Raw genomic sequence first — 15,422 nt, 5'->3', positions numbered from 1 at the left:
CTCCCTGGATTGCGTTCAAAGCTTCAAAAGTCGTCTCGCATTCTCCTTCAGGATCTTCGGGATCACGCTGGGTTTCATCTCCAGCTTCTCGAAATCATCGAGCCAGCGGTCCGGCGTGATGGCCGGCCAGTCGGAACCGAAGAGCATCTTGTCCTGCAGGATCGAGTTCGCATAGCGCACAAGGATCTGCGGGAAATACTTGGGCGACCAGCCGGAGAGGTCGATGTAGACGTTCGGCTTATGGGTCGCGACGGCCAGCGCCTCTTCCTGCCAGGGGAAGGAGGGATGGGCCGCGATGATCGGCATGTCGGGGAAATCCACCGCGACATCATCCAGATACATCGGGTTTGAGTACTTCAGCTTCATGCCCATGCCGCCGCGCATGCCGGCCCCGACGCCCGTTTGCCCGGTGTGGAACAGGCTGATGCAGCCCTCTTCGGCAATCGCCTCGTAGATCGGGTAGGCGGCACGGTCGTTGGGGTAGAAGCCCTGAAACGTGGGGTGAAACTTGAAGCCCTTGATGCCGAATTCGCGCACCAGCCGCCGAGCCTCGCGCGCGCCGGCGCGGCCCTTGGCCGGGTCGATCGAGGCGAAGGGGATCAGAACGTCGCTGTTCTCGGCGGCTATGGTCGCCACCTCCTCGTTGGAATAGCGGCGAAAACCGGTTTCGCGCTCGGCATCCACCGGGAAGATCACCGCGCCGATATTGCGCTCGCGGTAATAGGCGGCGGTGTCCTGCACCGAGGGGAGCATCCCCTCCTTGCCGGCGGGGTTCTTGAAGTAATTGGCCATGCCGGCCTGAAATTCGTCGTAGCCATCGTCACGCGGGCCGCAGCAGGGCTCTTCGGCGTGGGTGTGGATGTCGATGGCGCGCAGGTCGTCGATATTCATCGCACCCAGCCTTCTGTTCCGCAATATTTCTTGAGCAGCGCCGCAAGCTGGCGCTTCTCTTCGGGGGTGAGATCGGTGTCGTTGTAATTGTCGGCGCCGAAGAAATCGGCCTGCCGCTCTTCGACGAACTCCTGGCCCCGTTCTGTCAACGACAGCTCGACAGAGCGGCGGTCGCCATCGGGGATGTGGCGGGCGATGATGCCGTTGCCTTCAAGCCGGCGGATGATCTTGGTCATATGCGCGGGCTTCACCCGCAGCTTCTGCGCCAGCACACCCTGCCGGATGCCGGGGTTGAGGTTGACGACCCACAGGATCGAGAACTCGCCGGGTTTCAGGTCGAGATGGCCGAAACGGCTATAGAACCGCTCGAAATTGCGCAGCTGGGCGATGCGCAGCATGAAGCCGAGCGATGTCTCCAGCGCGCCGAGCTGCACGTGCTCGGCCTCCGCCTCTGCCACCGGCTGCATGCCTTCCGCCCGCATGTTCAAGTCGCCCTCTTAGGCGCGGCCACCTTGCCGGCGCGCTTTTCGAGGAAGGCCTTCAGGCGCTCTTCGGCTTCCGGCGTGGTGGCCGAAAAGGACGAGATGAAGCTCTCGACGAACAGACCGTCATCGCGGCCCATGGCCTGAATGCGGGGCAGGGCGTTGATCACCGCGTAATTGGAGAATTCGGCATTGCTGGCGGCCTTGGTCGCCAGCTCGACGGCCTGCTCCAGCGCCTGGCCTTCGGGCACGACATATTGCACGAGGTTCCAGCGCTCCGCCGTCTCGGCATCGACCGAGCGGCCGGTCAGCATCATGTCGGTCATCCGGGCCACGCCCATCAGCCGGGCCGAGCGGACAGAGCCGCCGCCGCCCACGAAGATGCCGCGCGTGCCCTCGGGCAGGGCGAAGAAGGCCGTCTCGTCGGCCACGCGCACATGCGCGGCGCTCGCCAGCTCCAGCCCGCCGCCTACGACGGCGCCGTGCAGGGCGCAGAACCAGGGGATGTCGCCGAATTCCAGAAGGGTGAAGACCTCGTGCCATTTGCGGCTGCCGCGCATGCCTTCGAGCGGCGACTTCTGCACATGCTCGGCCAGGTCGAGGCCGGCGCAGAAATGCTGGCCATGGCCATGGATCACGCCGGCCTTCGCTTCAGAGCGCGCTCGGAGCACGGCTTGCTCGATCTGGCCCACGAATCGGTCGCTGATCGCATTGCGTTTTTCGGGACGGTTCAGGCCGATCAGCGCGACGTCGCCGCGCATTTCGTAGGTCACCATGTTCTCGGCGCTGCCGTCGCTCACGCGTCGCTCCTTCGTTGTCTGGGGCGGACCTTAGGCGAGGGTATTTTCCTTGTAAACTAATTCCGTGTGTTCAATAGTCCGCGGCGAGGAGAAAAGGGAGGTTCGCCATGGCCGATGAGGCGCCCATGCGCGATGTGCAGCTATGGACGCCGCGCATCGCATCCAAAACGCGCGAGGACGGCACGGTTCTGGTCTGGCGCGAGGATGAGCTGCCGCCTTACCCCGACCGGCTGTCGGACCGTATCCTGCACTGGGCCGAAACGGCGCCCGAGCGCATCTGGATGGCCGAGCGCGGCCCGGATGGCGGCTGGATCGAGATGAGCTACGGCGAGCTTGCGCAGGCCATGGCGCGGGTCGGCACCAAGCTGCTCTCGCTCGGCCTGTCGCCGGAGCGGCCGCTGATGATCCTCTCCGGCAATTCCCTCGATCACGCGGTGGCGGCGCTCTCGGCCCAATATGTGGGCGTGCCCTCCGCCGCGGTGGCGCCGGCCTATGCGCTGATCAGCCAGGACTTCGCCAAGCTGAAGGACATCGCCGCCCAGATTACCCCAGGCGCCATCTTCGTGCAGGATGCCGAGCCCTTCGCCAAAGCCATCAGCGCGGTCTTCGACGCCGATGTGCCGGTGATCTCGGCCAAGGGCGAGGTGCCCGGCCGCCAGATGCTGCGCTGGGCCGATGTGATGGCTACCGAAGCGAATGAGACAGCCGAAGAGGCGCGCAGCAAGACCGGGCCGGAGACGGTGGCGAAGTTCCTCTTCACCTCCGGCACCACCGGCTCGCCCAAAGCCGTGATCCAGACCCAGCGGATGCTCTGCGCCAATATGGAGCAGGTGCTCGACTGCTACGCCTGGCTGCGTGACGAACCGCCCGTGCTGGTAGACTGGGCGCCGTGGAACCACGTCGCCTCCGGCACCAAGGTGTTCAACATCGCGCTCTACAACGGCGGCACCTTCTACATCGACGCCGGCAAGCCCACGCCGGACGGCATGAAGGAGACGATCCGCAACCTCCGCGAGATCGCGCCCACCTGGTACTTCAACGTACCCGCCGGCTTCGAGATGCTGATCGAGGCGATGGAGAAAGACGATGCGCTGCGCGAGAACTTCTTCTCCCGCGTGAAGATGCTGCTTTACGCCGGCGCCGGCATGGCCGCCCACACCTGGCGGCGCCTGGAGGAGCTGGCAGTGGAGACCATCGGCGCCAAGGTGCTGATGTGCGCCGGCCTCGGCAGCACCGAGACGGCGCCCTTCGCCATCTTCTGCACCACGCCCCAGCCCGGCCCGGGCAATTGCGGCATCCCCGCGCAGGGCGTGACGCTGAAGCTCGTGCCCTCTGGCGACAAACTCGAGGCGCGCTTTCGCGGCCCCAACGTGACGCCCGGCTATTGGCGCAACGACAAGCTCTCTGCAGAGGCCTTCGATGAGGAAGGCTTCTACCACATGGGCGATGCCCTGCGCTTCGCCGTGCCCGGCAAGCCGGAGGAGGGGTTCTTCTTCGACGGGCGCATCGCCGAGAACTTCAAGCTCAGCACCGGCACCTGGGTCGCCGTTGGCGCGCTCCGGGCCAAGCTGATCGACGCGATGGACGGGCTGATCCGCGATGCGGTCATCGCCGGCGAGGGGCAGGACGAGCTTGGCGCGCTACTCGTGCCCTTCCGCCCCGGTATGGAAAAGCTCGTGCCCGGTGGTGCCGACCTCAGCGACGAGGCGCTTTATGCGCATCCCAATGTCACAGGCCGGCTGGGCGAGCTCCTCCGTGCCCATGCGAAGGCGGCCAGCGGATCGTCCAACCGCGTCATGCGGGCGATGGTGCTGACGGAGCCCCTGAAGCTCGATGCGGGCGAGGTGACGGACAAAGGCTCTGTAAACCAGCGTGCGGTACTCAACCGTCGGGGGGCGGCGGTCGAATCGCTTTATGGCGAGGGGCCGGGCGTCATTCATGCCGCCGAAAGGGCGAGGTAGAACATGCAGATCGACGGGACGAGCGCATTGGTCACCGGCGGGGCCTCTGGCCTGGGCGCCGCCACGGCAAGGATGCTGGCAGAGGCGGGGGCCAAGGTCACCCTGATCGACCGCAACGAGGGCGGCGCAATCGACCTGGCGCATGAGATCGGCGCGCATGGCCTGGCGGTGGACGTCACCTCCTCGGAAGAGGTGCGCGCCGCCTTCAACGTGGCCAGCGAGGCCTTCGGCGTGCCACGCATCGTGGTGAACTGCGCTGGCATCGGCGGGGCGAGCCGCATTGTCGGCCGTGACGGGGTGATGCCGCTCAGCGATTTCGAGAAGGTGATCCGGGTGAACCTGATCGGCACCTTCAACGTCATGCGCATTGCGGCGCATCAGATCTCGCTGGCTGAGGAGGTTCGCGGCTGCGCGGGCGTGATCATCAACACCGCCTCGGTCGCCGCCTTCGAAGGGCAGATCGGCCAGGCGGCCTATGCGGCCTCGAAGGGCGGCATCGTCTCGATGGGCCTGCCGGCGGCGCGCGAATTCGCCCGCTTCGGCATCCGCGTGAACACCATCGCGCCGGGCATCTTTCACACCGCGCTTCTGGCCGAACTCAGCGACGAGGCGCGCCAGGCGCTGGAACGCTCGATCACCGCGCCCGCCCGGCTGGGCGACCCGGCGGAATTCGCCCATACCGTGCGCTTCGCGGTGGAGAACGACTACCTCAACGGCGAGGTGATCCGCCTCGACGCCGCCACACGGCTGCAGTCGCGGTGAGCGGCGCATTGCGGCCGGGGCCGGCGCGGGTGTCGGCCGGGGAGGGGGGCTGTCTGCCCCCCGCCGCTGCGCGGCCCCCCCGAGGATTTTATCAGAGCAAAGACGAGGGGGGCGGCTGCGGCCGTGGGGCCTGATGGATTGGGCGGCGGAGCAGGGGCGGATGCTGGCGATGCTGGGCGTGACGCCCGGCTGGCAGCGTTTGGTGGAGCTGGGCGCGGCGGATGACGAGATTGCCGGCGCTGTGCTGGAGGCGGCGGCGCGGCTGGCCGCCGGGGTGCTGATCGAGGCGGGCGACGAGGGCGACCGCATCGGGGCGCGCGTGGAAGGCGGGCAGGTGGTGCTGCCGCCAAGCTATGCGGGGGCCTGGCGAGAGGTGGCGGCGGGCGGCTGGATCGGGCTCGATCTGCCGGAAGAGCAGGGCGGCGCCGGCCTGCCGGTGGCGCTGCAGGCCGCCTCGGAGGCGCTCTTCGATGCGGCGGCGCCGGCCTTCTACATGGCGCCCGGGGCGGCGCGCTCGGCCGCGCATCTGCTGGCGCGCCACGGCGGGCCGGCGCTGGCCGATTGGGTGCCGGCGCTGATCGCCGGCGAGCGGGCGGCGACGATCTGCATCTCCGAGCCGGGGGCCGGCTCTGATGTGGGGCGCATCTCGACGCGGGCGGCGCGCGAGGACGGCGTCTGGCGGGTGACGGGGCAGAAGATCTGGATAAGCTTCGGCGAGCACGATCTGGCCCCCGTAATCGGCCATTGCCTGCTGGCGCGCACGTCTGACGCGCCGGGGACGCGCGGACTCTCGTTGTTCCTCGTGCCGGCGCGACGGGGCGAGGCCGGGGTGTCGCTGATGCGCATCGAGGAGAAACTGGGCCTGCACGGCTCGCCCACCTGTGCGCTGGCCTTCGATGGGGCCGAGGCGGAGCTGATCGGCGAGGAGGGGCGCGGGCTGCCGCAGCTCTTCGCGATGATCGAGCGGATGCGTCTGCAGACCGGGGTGCAGGGGCTGGGCATCGCGGCACGCGCCGCGGGGATCGCCGAGGCCTATGCGCAGGAGCGGCGCCAGGGCGGGCCGGCCGATGCGCCGCCGGTGCCGATTGCCACCCATCCCGATGTGCAGCGCCAGCTCGCCCGCCTGCGGGCGGAGGTGGAGCTGATGCGGGCCGCCGTGCTGGAACTGGCCGTGCAGCTCGACCTCGCCGGGCACGCGCCCGAAGCGGAGGAGCGGGAGGAAGCTGCGGCGCTCGCCGCCTTCCTGATGCCGCTGATCAAGACCTTCGGGGCAGAGACGGGGTTTGACGGGCCGCATCGCGCCATCCAGCTCCTTGGCGGCGCGGGCTATACGCAGGACTGGCCGCTGGAGCGGATGCTGCGCGATGCGCGCGTGCTGGCGATCTACGAGGGCACCTCGGGCATGCAGGCGATCGACTTCACCGAGCGCCGGCTGGTGCGGGGGCGTGAGGGGCTCGCGGCCTTCCTGGCGCGCGCCGAGGCGCCGGGCTTCGCAGAGCTGGCCGAAGAGGTGGCGGCCGCGCCCGAGGCAGCGCGCCTGGCCGCCGCCGATGCGGTGATGCGCGCAGGCTGGGTGGCCGTCACCGGCTGGCTGGCGGTGCGCATCGAAGCGGTCGACCCCGCCAGCGCCGCCACCCTGCGCCGCGCCCTGCCGGAGCGCTTTGCCCTGCACGCGGCCGAGGCGCGCGCTGCGCTGGCCGCGCAGGCCCTTGACCCCGCCGCCGCTTTCGCCTGATTGGGCCGGGCGACGACGGAGGTTACATGCTCTACGCCTGGCGCCGGGATGGCGATGCTCTTGCCAAGATGGATGCGGCCGCCCCCCTGGAGGGCGCGGTCTGGATCGACCTGTTCTCGCCCGACACGGATGAGATGGCGGCGGTCCGCGCGCTCGGCCTGCCGGTGCCGACCCGCGAGGATATGGAGGAGATCGAGATCTCCAACCGCCTCTATGTCGAGAACGGCACCGATGTGATGACGGCCATGCTGCCCGGCCGTCTGCCGGACGGCAGCCAGACCTCGGCGCCCGTCTCGTTTATCCTCACCGGCAGTCAGCTGCTGACTGTGCGCTATCACGCCCCCCAGCCGTTCGAGACCTTCGGGCCCCGTGCCGGGCAGGGCTCCACCGGGGTGGAGAATGTCGAGGCGCTGCTCCTTGGCCTGATCGAAGAGATCGTCGCCCGCCAGGCCGACCTATTGGAGGCGGTGGGCCGGATGCTCGATCAGGTGGCGCGCCGCGTCTATGACGATGAGGATCGCTCAGAGGGCGATATGCGCGAGATGCTCCGAGAGCTTGGCCGCGAGGGCGAGGTGATGAGCCGGGTGCGGCTGGGGCTCCTTAGCATCGAGCGGGTGCTGGGCTTCTTCCTCGCCCGGCGCGGCACTGCCGGAGGGCATGTGAAAGCGGCCGCTAAGGCGCGCCAGCGCGACATCGATGCGCTGGAGGTGCATGCCGATTTCCTCGCCAGCCGCCTAGGGCTGATCACCGACACGACGCTGGGGATGATCAACCTCGACCAGTCGGCGACGGTGAGCATCGTCTCGGTGATGAGCGTGATCTTCCTGCCGCCGACGCTGATCGCCTCGCTCTACGGCATGAACTTCAAGTTCATGCCGGAGCTGGACGAGGCCTGGGGCTATCCGGTGGCCGTGGCCGCGATGGTGGCGAGCGCGACGCTGACCTGGGCGTTCTTCCGGTGGAAGCGGATGCTTTGAGGGCGGGTTGAACACCCGCCTTGCAGCTCTGCACCGCGCGCGGAATCAAGGCCTTCGCGCCGCCGCTCTGGTGAAGGTACCGCTTAGCCCGCCGCCGGGAGGGGTGTGGCTGGCATAAAGCGCAGTCGCGGGCATAGCGGGGCGCCATCCCAAGGGCCGGCGTGCGGTGTTCCGCTGCCTGGCCGGCCGGGATGGCGGCGACCCAGTTCTAGGTGATGACGTTCGGCCCGTCGCGCCCGCTGCGGGCCTTGATGCCGGCAAGGCTTTCGGCTGCTGCGATCACGGGCGCCAGTGCGTCCTGCGGGTCGTCGCCGAGTTTCGCCGGTTCGGTCTCCAGCCGCTCCAGGTACAGCCGGATGGTGGCGCCGACAGTGCCGGTGCCCGAGAGGCGGATGACCGCGCGGGCGCCGCCTTCGAAGGTGACGATCAGGCCCTGCCGCTCTGAGCGGCTGCCGTCGACCGGGTCGTCATAGGCGAACTCCGTCGCGCTTTCGACGACCAGCCCTCCATGCTCTTGCCCAGGCAGTTCCGTCAGCCGAGCGCGCAAATCCTCGACCATCTCGTTCGCCACACCGGCGTCGACATCCTCGTAATCGTGGCGCGAGTAGTAGTTGCGGCCGTAGGTCTTCCAGTGGTCTTCCATCAGCTCGGCGACGGACTTGCCGCTCTTGGCGAGGATGTTGAGCCAGAGGAGCACGGCCCAGAGCCCGTCTTTCTCGCGCACATGATCGCTGCCCGTGCCGGCGCTTTCCTCGCCGCAGAGCGTGGCGCGGCCGGCGTCGAGAAGGTTGCCGAAGAACTTCCAGCCTGTCGGCGTCTCGAAGCAATCGATGCCGAGCTTCTCGGCCACCCTGTCCACCGCCGCAGAGGTGGGCATCGAGCGGGCGACGCCGGCCAGACCGCCGCTATAGGCCGGGGCCAGCGTGGCGTTGGCGGCCAGCACGGCCAGGCTGTCCGACGGGGTGATGTAGATACCTCGCCCGAGGATCATGTTGCGGTCGCCGTCGCCGTCGGAGGCGGCGCCGAAATCGGGGGCGTCAGCGCCCATCATCTGGTCGACCAGCGGCTTGGCCCAGATCGGGTTGGGGTCGGGGTGGCCGCCGCCGAAATCGGGCTTGGGCTGGCCATTGATGACGGTGCCTTTCGCAGCGCCGAGACGGTTTTCGAGGATCTCGGTCGCATAGGGGCCGGTGACGGCATGCATCGCGTCGAAGACCATGGTGAAGCCGCCGGCAAACAGGGCCTTCAGCGCGTCGAAATCGAAGAGCTCCTCCATGAGGGCCGCGTAGTCTTCGACCGGGTCGACCACCTCGATCTCCATCTTGCCGAGGCGATGGGTGCCGGGGGCGGAGAGGTCGATGTCGGTGCTTTCGCCGATGCGGTAGGAGGTGATCGTCTGCGTCGCAGCATAGATCCGGTCGGTCACGCCCTCGCTGGCCGGGCCGCCGTTGGGGCCGTTGTACTTGAGGCCGAAATCCTCATCCGGCCCGCCGGGGTTGTGGCTGGCCGAGAGGATCAGCCCGCCATCGGTGCCGCGCTTGCGGATCAGGTTCGAGGCGGCGGGGGTGGAGAGCAGGGCGCCGACGCCCACGATGACCTTGGCCGCGCCATTGGCCGCCGCCATGCGCAGGATCACCTGCGCGGCGCGGTCGTTGAAATAGCGCCCGTCGCCGCCGAGCACGAGCACCTTGCCATCGACACCGCCGATGCCGTTGAAAATCGACTGGACGTAGTTCTCCAGATAATGCGCGCCCATGAAGACATGCGTCTTCTTTCGCAGGCCCGAGGTGCCGGGCTTCTGGCCCTCGATCGGCTTGGTCGGCGTTTCGATGATCTCCATCGCGCGGCTCCTCCTGTCATTTCGGCTGCGGGATTGCCCGTCAGCTCTTCTTTTGCGCCGTCTCTTCCTGAACGAAGACGACGACGGAGTTCTGGCGTACCCGCGCCACATCGCGCGCCGGCTTGGGGCCGGCATAGGGGCGGGCGGTGTCGATATGGCGCACCCAGCGGCGCCCCTCGGGCGGCGACGGTAGGGTGACGTTGACCCCCGCCCCGGCATTGTAGACGCAGAGGATCGCGTGTTCGAGCGCCGCGTAATCGGGCGTGCCCGAGGCGGTGCGCATCTCGCAGATCACACAGCGCAGCTCCGGCTGGGCCCAATCCTCTTCGCTCATCACTGCGCCATCGGCCCGGCGCCAGAACAGGTCTGGCTTTCCGTCGATCAGGCGGGGGCGTGAGTGCAGGAAGCGCTTCTGGCGCAGCGTCGGGTGCGCCTTGCGGAAGGCGATGATCTGGCGGACGAACTTGAGGAACTCGGTATCGGCAGAGGCCCAGTCGACCCAGCCGATCTCGTTGTCCTGGCAATAGGCGTTGTTGTTGCCCTGCTGGCTATTGCCCAGCTCGTCGCCGGCGAGGATCATCGGGGTGCCCTGCGAAAAGAGCAGCGTCGCCAGCATGTTGCGGCGGCGAAGGGCGCGGGCGGCCTTGCGGGCCTTGTCCGTCGTCGGGCCTTCCTCGCCCATATTGTCGGAGAGGTTTTCCGAATGGCCGTCGTTGTTGTCTTCGCCGTTCGCCTCGTTGTGCTTGCCGGCGTAGCTGACCACATCCATCAGCGTGAAGCCGTCATGGGCGGTCAGGAAGTTGACCGAGGAGGTGGCGGCGCGGGTGTCATGGTCGAACTGCTGGGCCGAGCCGGTGATGCGGTTGGCCAGCCTCGGCGCCATGCCGCTGTCGCCCCGCCAGAAGCTGCGCACCTCATCCCGGAACTTGTCGTTCCACTCGGCGAAGGGCGGGGGGAAGGCGCCAAGCTGATAGCCGCCGGGGCCGATGTCCCACGGCTCTGCGATGAGCTTCACGCGAGAGAGAACCGGGTCTTGCCGCAACGCATCGAAGAAGGCGGCGCCGCGGTCGAAGCCGCCCTCCTCGGTGCGGCCGAGCGTGGAGCAGAGGTCGAAGCGGAAGCCGTCGACATGCATGATCTCCACCCAGTAGCGCAGCGAATCCATGATCATGCGCAGCACCATGGGGTGGTCGACGTTCAGCGTGTTCCCGGTGCCGGTATCGTTGATGTAGTAGCGCGGCGTCTCGGCCAGCCGGTAGTAGCTGGCATTGTCGAGCCCCTTGAAACTCAGCGTCGGCCCCAGCTGGTTGCCCTCGGCGGTGTGGTTGTAGACCACGTCGAGGATCACCTCGATGCCGGCGGCATGCAGGCGGGCGACCATGTGCTGGAACTCGCCGATGTCGTTCGTCGCCATGTAGCGCGGCTCGGGAGCGAAGAAGCCGATGGACATGTAGCCCCAGTAATTCTTCAGCCCCTTGTCGAGAAGGAAGCGGTCATCGATGAACGAATGCACCGGCAGCAGCTCGATAGCAGTGATGCCGAGCTTCACCAGGTGGTCGATCACGGGGTCGGAGGCGAGGGCGAGATAGGTGCCGGGCCAGGGCGTGCCGGGCTTGGCGGCGGTCAGGCCCTTCACATGCGCCTCGTAGATCACCGTGTCATGCATCGGCGTGCGCGGCGCGCGGTCGTTGCCCCAGGAGAAGCAGGGATCGACGACGATCGAGCGCGGCATGTAGGGGGCCGAGTTGCGGGTGTCGAACGTCAGGTCTTTGTGCATGGCGCCAACGTCGTAGCCCATCAGCGCGTCGTGCCAGCGCGGGTGGCCCGAGAGCTTCTTGGCGTAGGGGTCGATCAGCAGCTTGTGCGGGTTGAACCGGTGGCCCTCATCCGGCCGGTAGGGGCCATGGGCACGGTAGCCGTAATGCTGGCCGGGGCGGATGCCGGTGAGATAGCCGTGCCAGACATGGCCGTCATGCTCGGGCAGGTCGATGTTCAGCGTTTCGTCGCGCCCGTCGTCGGAGAACAGGCACAGCGTCATGCGGGTCGCATGTTCCGAGAAGACGGCGAAGTTCACGCCCTCGCCATCGAAGGTGGCGCCGAGTGGGAAGGACCGGCCCGGCTTGATTGCGTAGCGTCCCGGCATCAGGCGGGAGAGACCTCTTCATACAGCCGCGCATATTCCGCGGCAGAGCTGTGCCAGCCCACCGGCTGAGCCATCGCGTTCTTCTGCAGCTGCCGGAAGGTTCGCGGAGAAGAGTAGAGATCGCAAAGCCTTGCAAGGGCATTCTTAAGTGATTCCGCATCGACCGGGTGGAACTGGAGCCCGGTTGCCACAGGCCGGGCGAGAGCTGCCGGCGAGGCGTTGATGACGGTGTCTGCCAGCCCGCCGGTGAGGGCGACGATGGGCAGCGCGCCGTAGCGCAGGCCGTAAAGCTGGGTCAGCCCGCAGGGCTCGAAGCGCGAGGGCACGAGGATGGCATCGGCGCCCGCCATCATGCGGTGCGACAGCGCCTCGTCATAGCCGATGCGCACGGCGATATTGTCATGGGTCTCGGCATAGCCGCGCAGTGCCTCTTCGATCTCGCGCTGTCCGGAGCCGAGAAGGGCGAGCTGCCCGCCGCATTCCATCAGCACGGGCAGGGCGTCGAGCAGCATGTCGAGGCCCTTCTGCTCGGTCAGGCGCGAGACGACGATGCAGAGCGGACCGTCGGTTTCCGGCAGGCCGAATTCGGCGCGCAGGGCCGCCTTGTTGGCGGCCTTGCCGCGCGGCTTGCCGTAGGGCGCGGGGATCAGCGGGTCTGTCTCCGGGTCCCACACCTCGGTGTCGATGCCGTTGAGAATGCCGGCCAGATCGGCGCGGCGGGCGCGCATCACCCCGTCGAGCCCCATGCCGAAGGCGGGGCGCATCAGCTCGCCGGCATAGCCGGGCGAGACGGTGGTGAGCTTGTCGCAAAGCGTCAGCCCCGCTTTCAGCATCGAAAGCTGGCCCCAATATTCCAGCCCGTCAGGATGGTAACGCAGCGGATCGAGGCGCAGATCCTCCAGCCGCTCGGCGGGCACGAGGCCCTGGAAGGCGATGTTGTGAATGGTGAGCACGGTGCCCACCTTACCTGCGCCCTGCATGGCGAGGTGATCCGCCACGAGCCCGGCCTGCCAGTCATGGGCATGGATCACATGCGGCTGCCAGCCGGGCAGGGCGCCGGCGCCGATGCGCGCGGCCATCCAGGAGAGGGCCGCGAAGCGCAGGGCATTGTCCTGCCAGTCGCGGCCTTCGGGGTCGAGATAGGGCCCGCCCTCGCGGGCGAAGAGATGCGGGGCGTCGAGCACGAGCAGGTCGAGCCCCGCGGCCGTGCCGGCCATGATGCGGGCGGGGCCGCCGAAGACATCCTGCTCTTCATAGAGCGTGCCGGCCGAGCCGATTGCCGCCATGACGGCGGGATAGCCGGGCAGGAGGGTCTTCATCCGCACGCCATGCTCTTTCAGCGCGCCGGGCAGGGCGCCTGTCACATCGGCGAGCCCGCCCGTTTTGACCAGTGGCGCGCATTCCGACGCCACCGACAGCACATCCCTCATCAAGGCCCCTCTCGCCTATCTTCCGCGCCTCAAAGAGACGCGGCGCGCTTGTCCAGCATGGCGCTCGTGATCAAGGTCACGCCGCCCTCGCTGACGCGGAACCACTTGGCATCTTCCGCCGGATCCTCGCCAACGACGAGCCCTTCGGGAATCTCGACACCCCGGTCGATGACCACCCGTCGCAGCCGTGCCGAGCGATTGACAGTGACGTATGGCAGAACAACGGCATGATCGAGGACGGCGTAAGAATTCGTGTGCACCTGCGTGAAAAGAAGCGAATTTCGCACCTCGGTGCCCGAAATGATGCAGCCACCGGAGACCATCGAAGAGATGGCGATGCCGCGCCTGTCTTTCTCGTCATGGATGAACTTTGCGGGCGGCGCACCTTCGGAATAGGTCCAAACCGGCCATTCATTGTCCCACAAGTTGAGATCGGGATTGAAATTGGTCAGGTCGATATTGGCCTGATGGAAGGCGTCGATGGTGCCGACATCTTTCCAATAGGCGGGCCGGCCTTCCTCGCGCACGCAGGAATCGTCGAAGCGATGCGCCATCGCCTTGCCGTTCTTCACGATGTCGGGGATCAGGTCGTTGCCGAAATCATGGCTGGAATTGGGGTCTTCGGCGTCGCGCTGCAGAAGGTCGCGCAGGAATTTCCAGCTGAAGACATAGATGCCCATCGATGCGAGCGCCTTGTCGGGCTCGCCGGGAATTCCCGGCGGATCGGCGGGCTTTTCGAGGAACGAGGTGATGCGGTCTTCGGTATCGACATGCATCACGCCAAAGGCCGTCGCCTCCATCCGCGGCACGGAAAGGCAGCCGATGGTGACGTCGGCCCCGCTTTCGGCATGCTGGCGCAGCATGATCTCGTAATCCATCTTGTAGATGTGGTCGCCGGCCAGAATGATCACGTAATCAACGCCGTAGCTGTCGACGATGTCGATGTTCTGCGTCACGGCGTCGGCCGTGCCGCGATACCACGAGTTTTCGTCCATCCGCTGGCTGGCAGGCAGGATATCGAGAAATTCGTTGCGCTCGGCGCGAAAGAAGGTCCACCCGCGCTGCATGTGGCGGATCAGCGAATGCGCCTTGTATTGCGTGGCGACGGCGATCTTGCGGATGCCGGAATTGAGCGCGTTCGACAGGGCGAAGTCGATGATGCGGGCCTTGCCGCCGAAATACACCGCTGGTTTCACCCGGTAATCGGTCAGTTCTTTCAGCCGCGAGCCGCGCCCGCCCGCCAGCACGAATGCCATCGAGCGCTGGGTCAGTCTCTTCGTTTCCATGTGTCCTCCTCCCTGTCCTCCCGCTGTGCCGGGCTTATGCCGTCGAACGGATGCCAGAGCGCTTGCGTTCCCCGGTGTCGCCAGGGAATCGCATGCAGCTTCCGCCGATTGCTTTTTGATGAAATGCGGGGCGTTTGCGGGCTGCCGTCACGCGCAATGATCCGAGGCGATGGCGCTGCTGCGAGGGGGCATTCTGCCCCGCGCTGCCTGGCGCCGTCTGCCTCTTTGGATACATCTCAACTCCACGCGTGCGGCGGCTGCAAAGCCCATCATAGGCATGGATCAAATTGTCACAACACTTGGCGCATTCAGGCGCCCTCAAGCGTGAGAGTGAGGTCAGCGGGCAGGGCGCGCGCGATGATGCGGGTGGCATTCGGCAGGTCGTTCGATTCCACCCGGCGAATAGCGGCAGTCCGCGACAGGCCGAAGTTGAGCCAGCGCTGCACCAGACGGGCGCGCAGCTCGCTCTTCGGCACCTCGATCCAGGCGGTCAGGTCCCAGCCCTGCGCCAACTCCCGCCAGGGATGCTCGTCGAACAGCAGGTAATTGCCCTCGACGATGACGACAGGGCAGCTGGAGGGCACGACCATGGCGCCGGCGATGGCGATGTCGCGCGTGCGGTCGAAGACCGGTGCCGCCACTTCCTCACCTTCGGCCAGGCGCGAGACTAGGTAGAGAAAGCCTGCCGCGTCAAAGGTTTCCGGCGCGCCCTTGCGCCCTCGCATGCCCATCTCGTCGAGCACGGCGTTGTCGAGATGAAAGCCGTCCATCGGCACGATCTCTGCCTCACAATGCTGCGCGGTCAGGCGGCGTTTCAGCTCGCGGGCCAGCGTCGTTTTGCCCGAGCCGGGCGGGCCGGCGAGGGCGACCAGCTGGCGCGGCTGCCCCGCGCGGGCGGCATGGATGCGCTCGGCGAGCGCAGAGACTTGCGACGAGATGTCCAGCACAGGCGACAGGTCCGTTCAACATGGGTCTGGCGCCACCGCCAGATGCGTCCACCCGCGCTGGCAGCGTCGGGGGCGGGCGCACCGTTCGGGGGCGCACGGGGGTAATCATAGACCGAGGTGCTGCAGCTTCAAACGGGCTGTGTGCTTCCCTCTGCGGCAAGCGCCGGT

Annotated in this window: 12 protein-coding genes; 4 read left to right on the top strand and 8 right to left on the bottom strand. The window is 67.2% G+C overall.

Going from position 1 to position 15,422, the window contains the following annotated elements:
• Window positions 1-15: 15 nt before the first annotated feature.
• Genes ACXN5S_RS06610 through ACXN5S_RS06600 form a run of 3 tightly spaced genes read right to left on the bottom strand, consistent with a single transcriptional unit; the run spans window position 16 to window position 2,173 of the window.
• Window positions 16-891: an amidohydrolase family protein gene (locus ACXN5S_RS06610; RefSeq protein ID WP_458604609.1), complete on the bottom strand. Its 876-nt coding sequence runs from the start codon at window positions 889-891 to the stop codon at window positions 16-18.
• On the bottom strand, window positions 888-1,373 hold the full coding sequence (locus ACXN5S_RS06605) for a MarR family winged helix-turn-helix transcriptional regulator (RefSeq protein WP_458604794.1): 486 nt from the start codon (window positions 1,371-1,373) through the stop codon (window positions 888-890). The genes ACXN5S_RS06610 and ACXN5S_RS06605 overlap by 4 nt, the downstream gene beginning before the upstream one ends.
• A 2-nt stretch (window positions 1,374-1,375) precedes the next feature.
• Window positions 1,376-2,173, bottom strand: a complete 798-nt coding sequence (locus tag ACXN5S_RS06600; RefSeq protein WP_458604608.1) for a crotonase/enoyl-CoA hydratase family protein — start codon at window positions 2,171-2,173, stop codon at window positions 1,376-1,378.
• A gap of 107 nt (window positions 2,174-2,280) precedes the next feature.
• Between ACXN5S_RS06600 and ACXN5S_RS06595 the strand changes: the two genes are divergently transcribed.
• From ACXN5S_RS06595 to ACXN5S_RS06580, 4 genes are all read left to right on the top strand, one after another.
• Window positions 2,281-4,134 carry a feruloyl-CoA synthase gene (locus ACXN5S_RS06595; protein ID WP_458604607.1) on the top strand — a complete coding sequence of 618 codons (1,854 nt, stop codon included), beginning with the start codon at window positions 2,281-2,283 and terminating at the stop codon, window positions 4,132-4,134.
• A gap of 3 nt (window positions 4,135-4,137) precedes the next feature.
• Window positions 4,138-4,896 carry an SDR family NAD(P)-dependent oxidoreductase gene (locus ACXN5S_RS06590; RefSeq protein ID WP_458604606.1) on the top strand — a complete coding sequence of 253 codons (759 nt, stop codon included), beginning with the start codon at window positions 4,138-4,140 and terminating at the stop codon, window positions 4,894-4,896.
• Window positions 4,897-5,029: 133 nt separating this feature from the next.
• Window positions 5,030-6,631: an acyl-CoA dehydrogenase family protein gene (locus ACXN5S_RS06585; protein ID WP_458604605.1), complete on the top strand. Its 1,602-nt coding sequence runs from the start codon at window positions 5,030-5,032 to the stop codon at window positions 6,629-6,631.
• Window positions 6,632-6,657: 26 nt separating this feature from the next.
• Window positions 6,658-7,608: a magnesium transporter CorA family protein gene (locus ACXN5S_RS06580; protein ID WP_458604604.1), complete on the top strand. Its 951-nt coding sequence runs from the start codon at window positions 6,658-6,660 to the stop codon at window positions 7,606-7,608.
• 208 nt (window positions 7,609-7,816) lie between these two features.
• Here ACXN5S_RS06580 and ACXN5S_RS06575 read toward each other — a convergent pair whose 3' ends face one another.
• The 5 genes from ACXN5S_RS06575 to ACXN5S_RS06555 form a co-directional block, all read right to left on the bottom strand.
• On the bottom strand, window positions 7,817-9,448 hold the full coding sequence (locus ACXN5S_RS06575) for an alpha-D-glucose phosphate-specific phosphoglucomutase (protein ID WP_458604603.1): 1,632 nt from the start codon (window positions 9,446-9,448) through the stop codon (window positions 7,817-7,819).
• Window positions 9,449-9,488: 40 nt separating this feature from the next.
• Window positions 9,489-11,591: a glycogen debranching protein GlgX gene (gene glgX / locus ACXN5S_RS06570; protein WP_458604602.1), complete on the bottom strand. Its 2,103-nt coding sequence runs from the start codon at window positions 11,589-11,591 to the stop codon at window positions 9,489-9,491.
• Window positions 11,591-13,021 carry a glycogen synthase GlgA gene (gene glgA / locus ACXN5S_RS06565; RefSeq protein WP_458604601.1) on the bottom strand — a complete coding sequence of 477 codons (1,431 nt, stop codon included), beginning with the start codon at window positions 13,019-13,021 and terminating at the stop codon, window positions 11,591-11,593. The genes glgX and glgA overlap by 1 nt, the downstream gene beginning before the upstream one ends.
• Before the next feature lie 29 nt (window positions 13,022-13,050).
• Entirely contained in the window at window positions 13,051-14,307 is a 1,257-nt protein-coding gene (gene glgC / locus ACXN5S_RS06560) for a glucose-1-phosphate adenylyltransferase (RefSeq protein ID WP_458604600.1), read from the bottom strand.
• A 308-nt stretch (window positions 14,308-14,615) separates the two neighbouring features.
• Window positions 14,616-15,254: a nucleoside triphosphate hydrolase gene (locus tag ACXN5S_RS06555; protein ID WP_458604599.1), complete on the bottom strand. Its 639-nt coding sequence runs from the start codon at window positions 15,252-15,254 to the stop codon at window positions 14,616-14,618.
• Between the last annotated feature and the right edge of the window lie 168 nt (window positions 15,255-15,422).

It is taken from the genome of Pseudoroseicyclus sp. H15, from assembly GCF_054353345.1.
The sequence above is the reverse complement of the archived record's forward strand: the minus strand, read 5'-3'. Positions and strand labels throughout refer to the sequence as shown.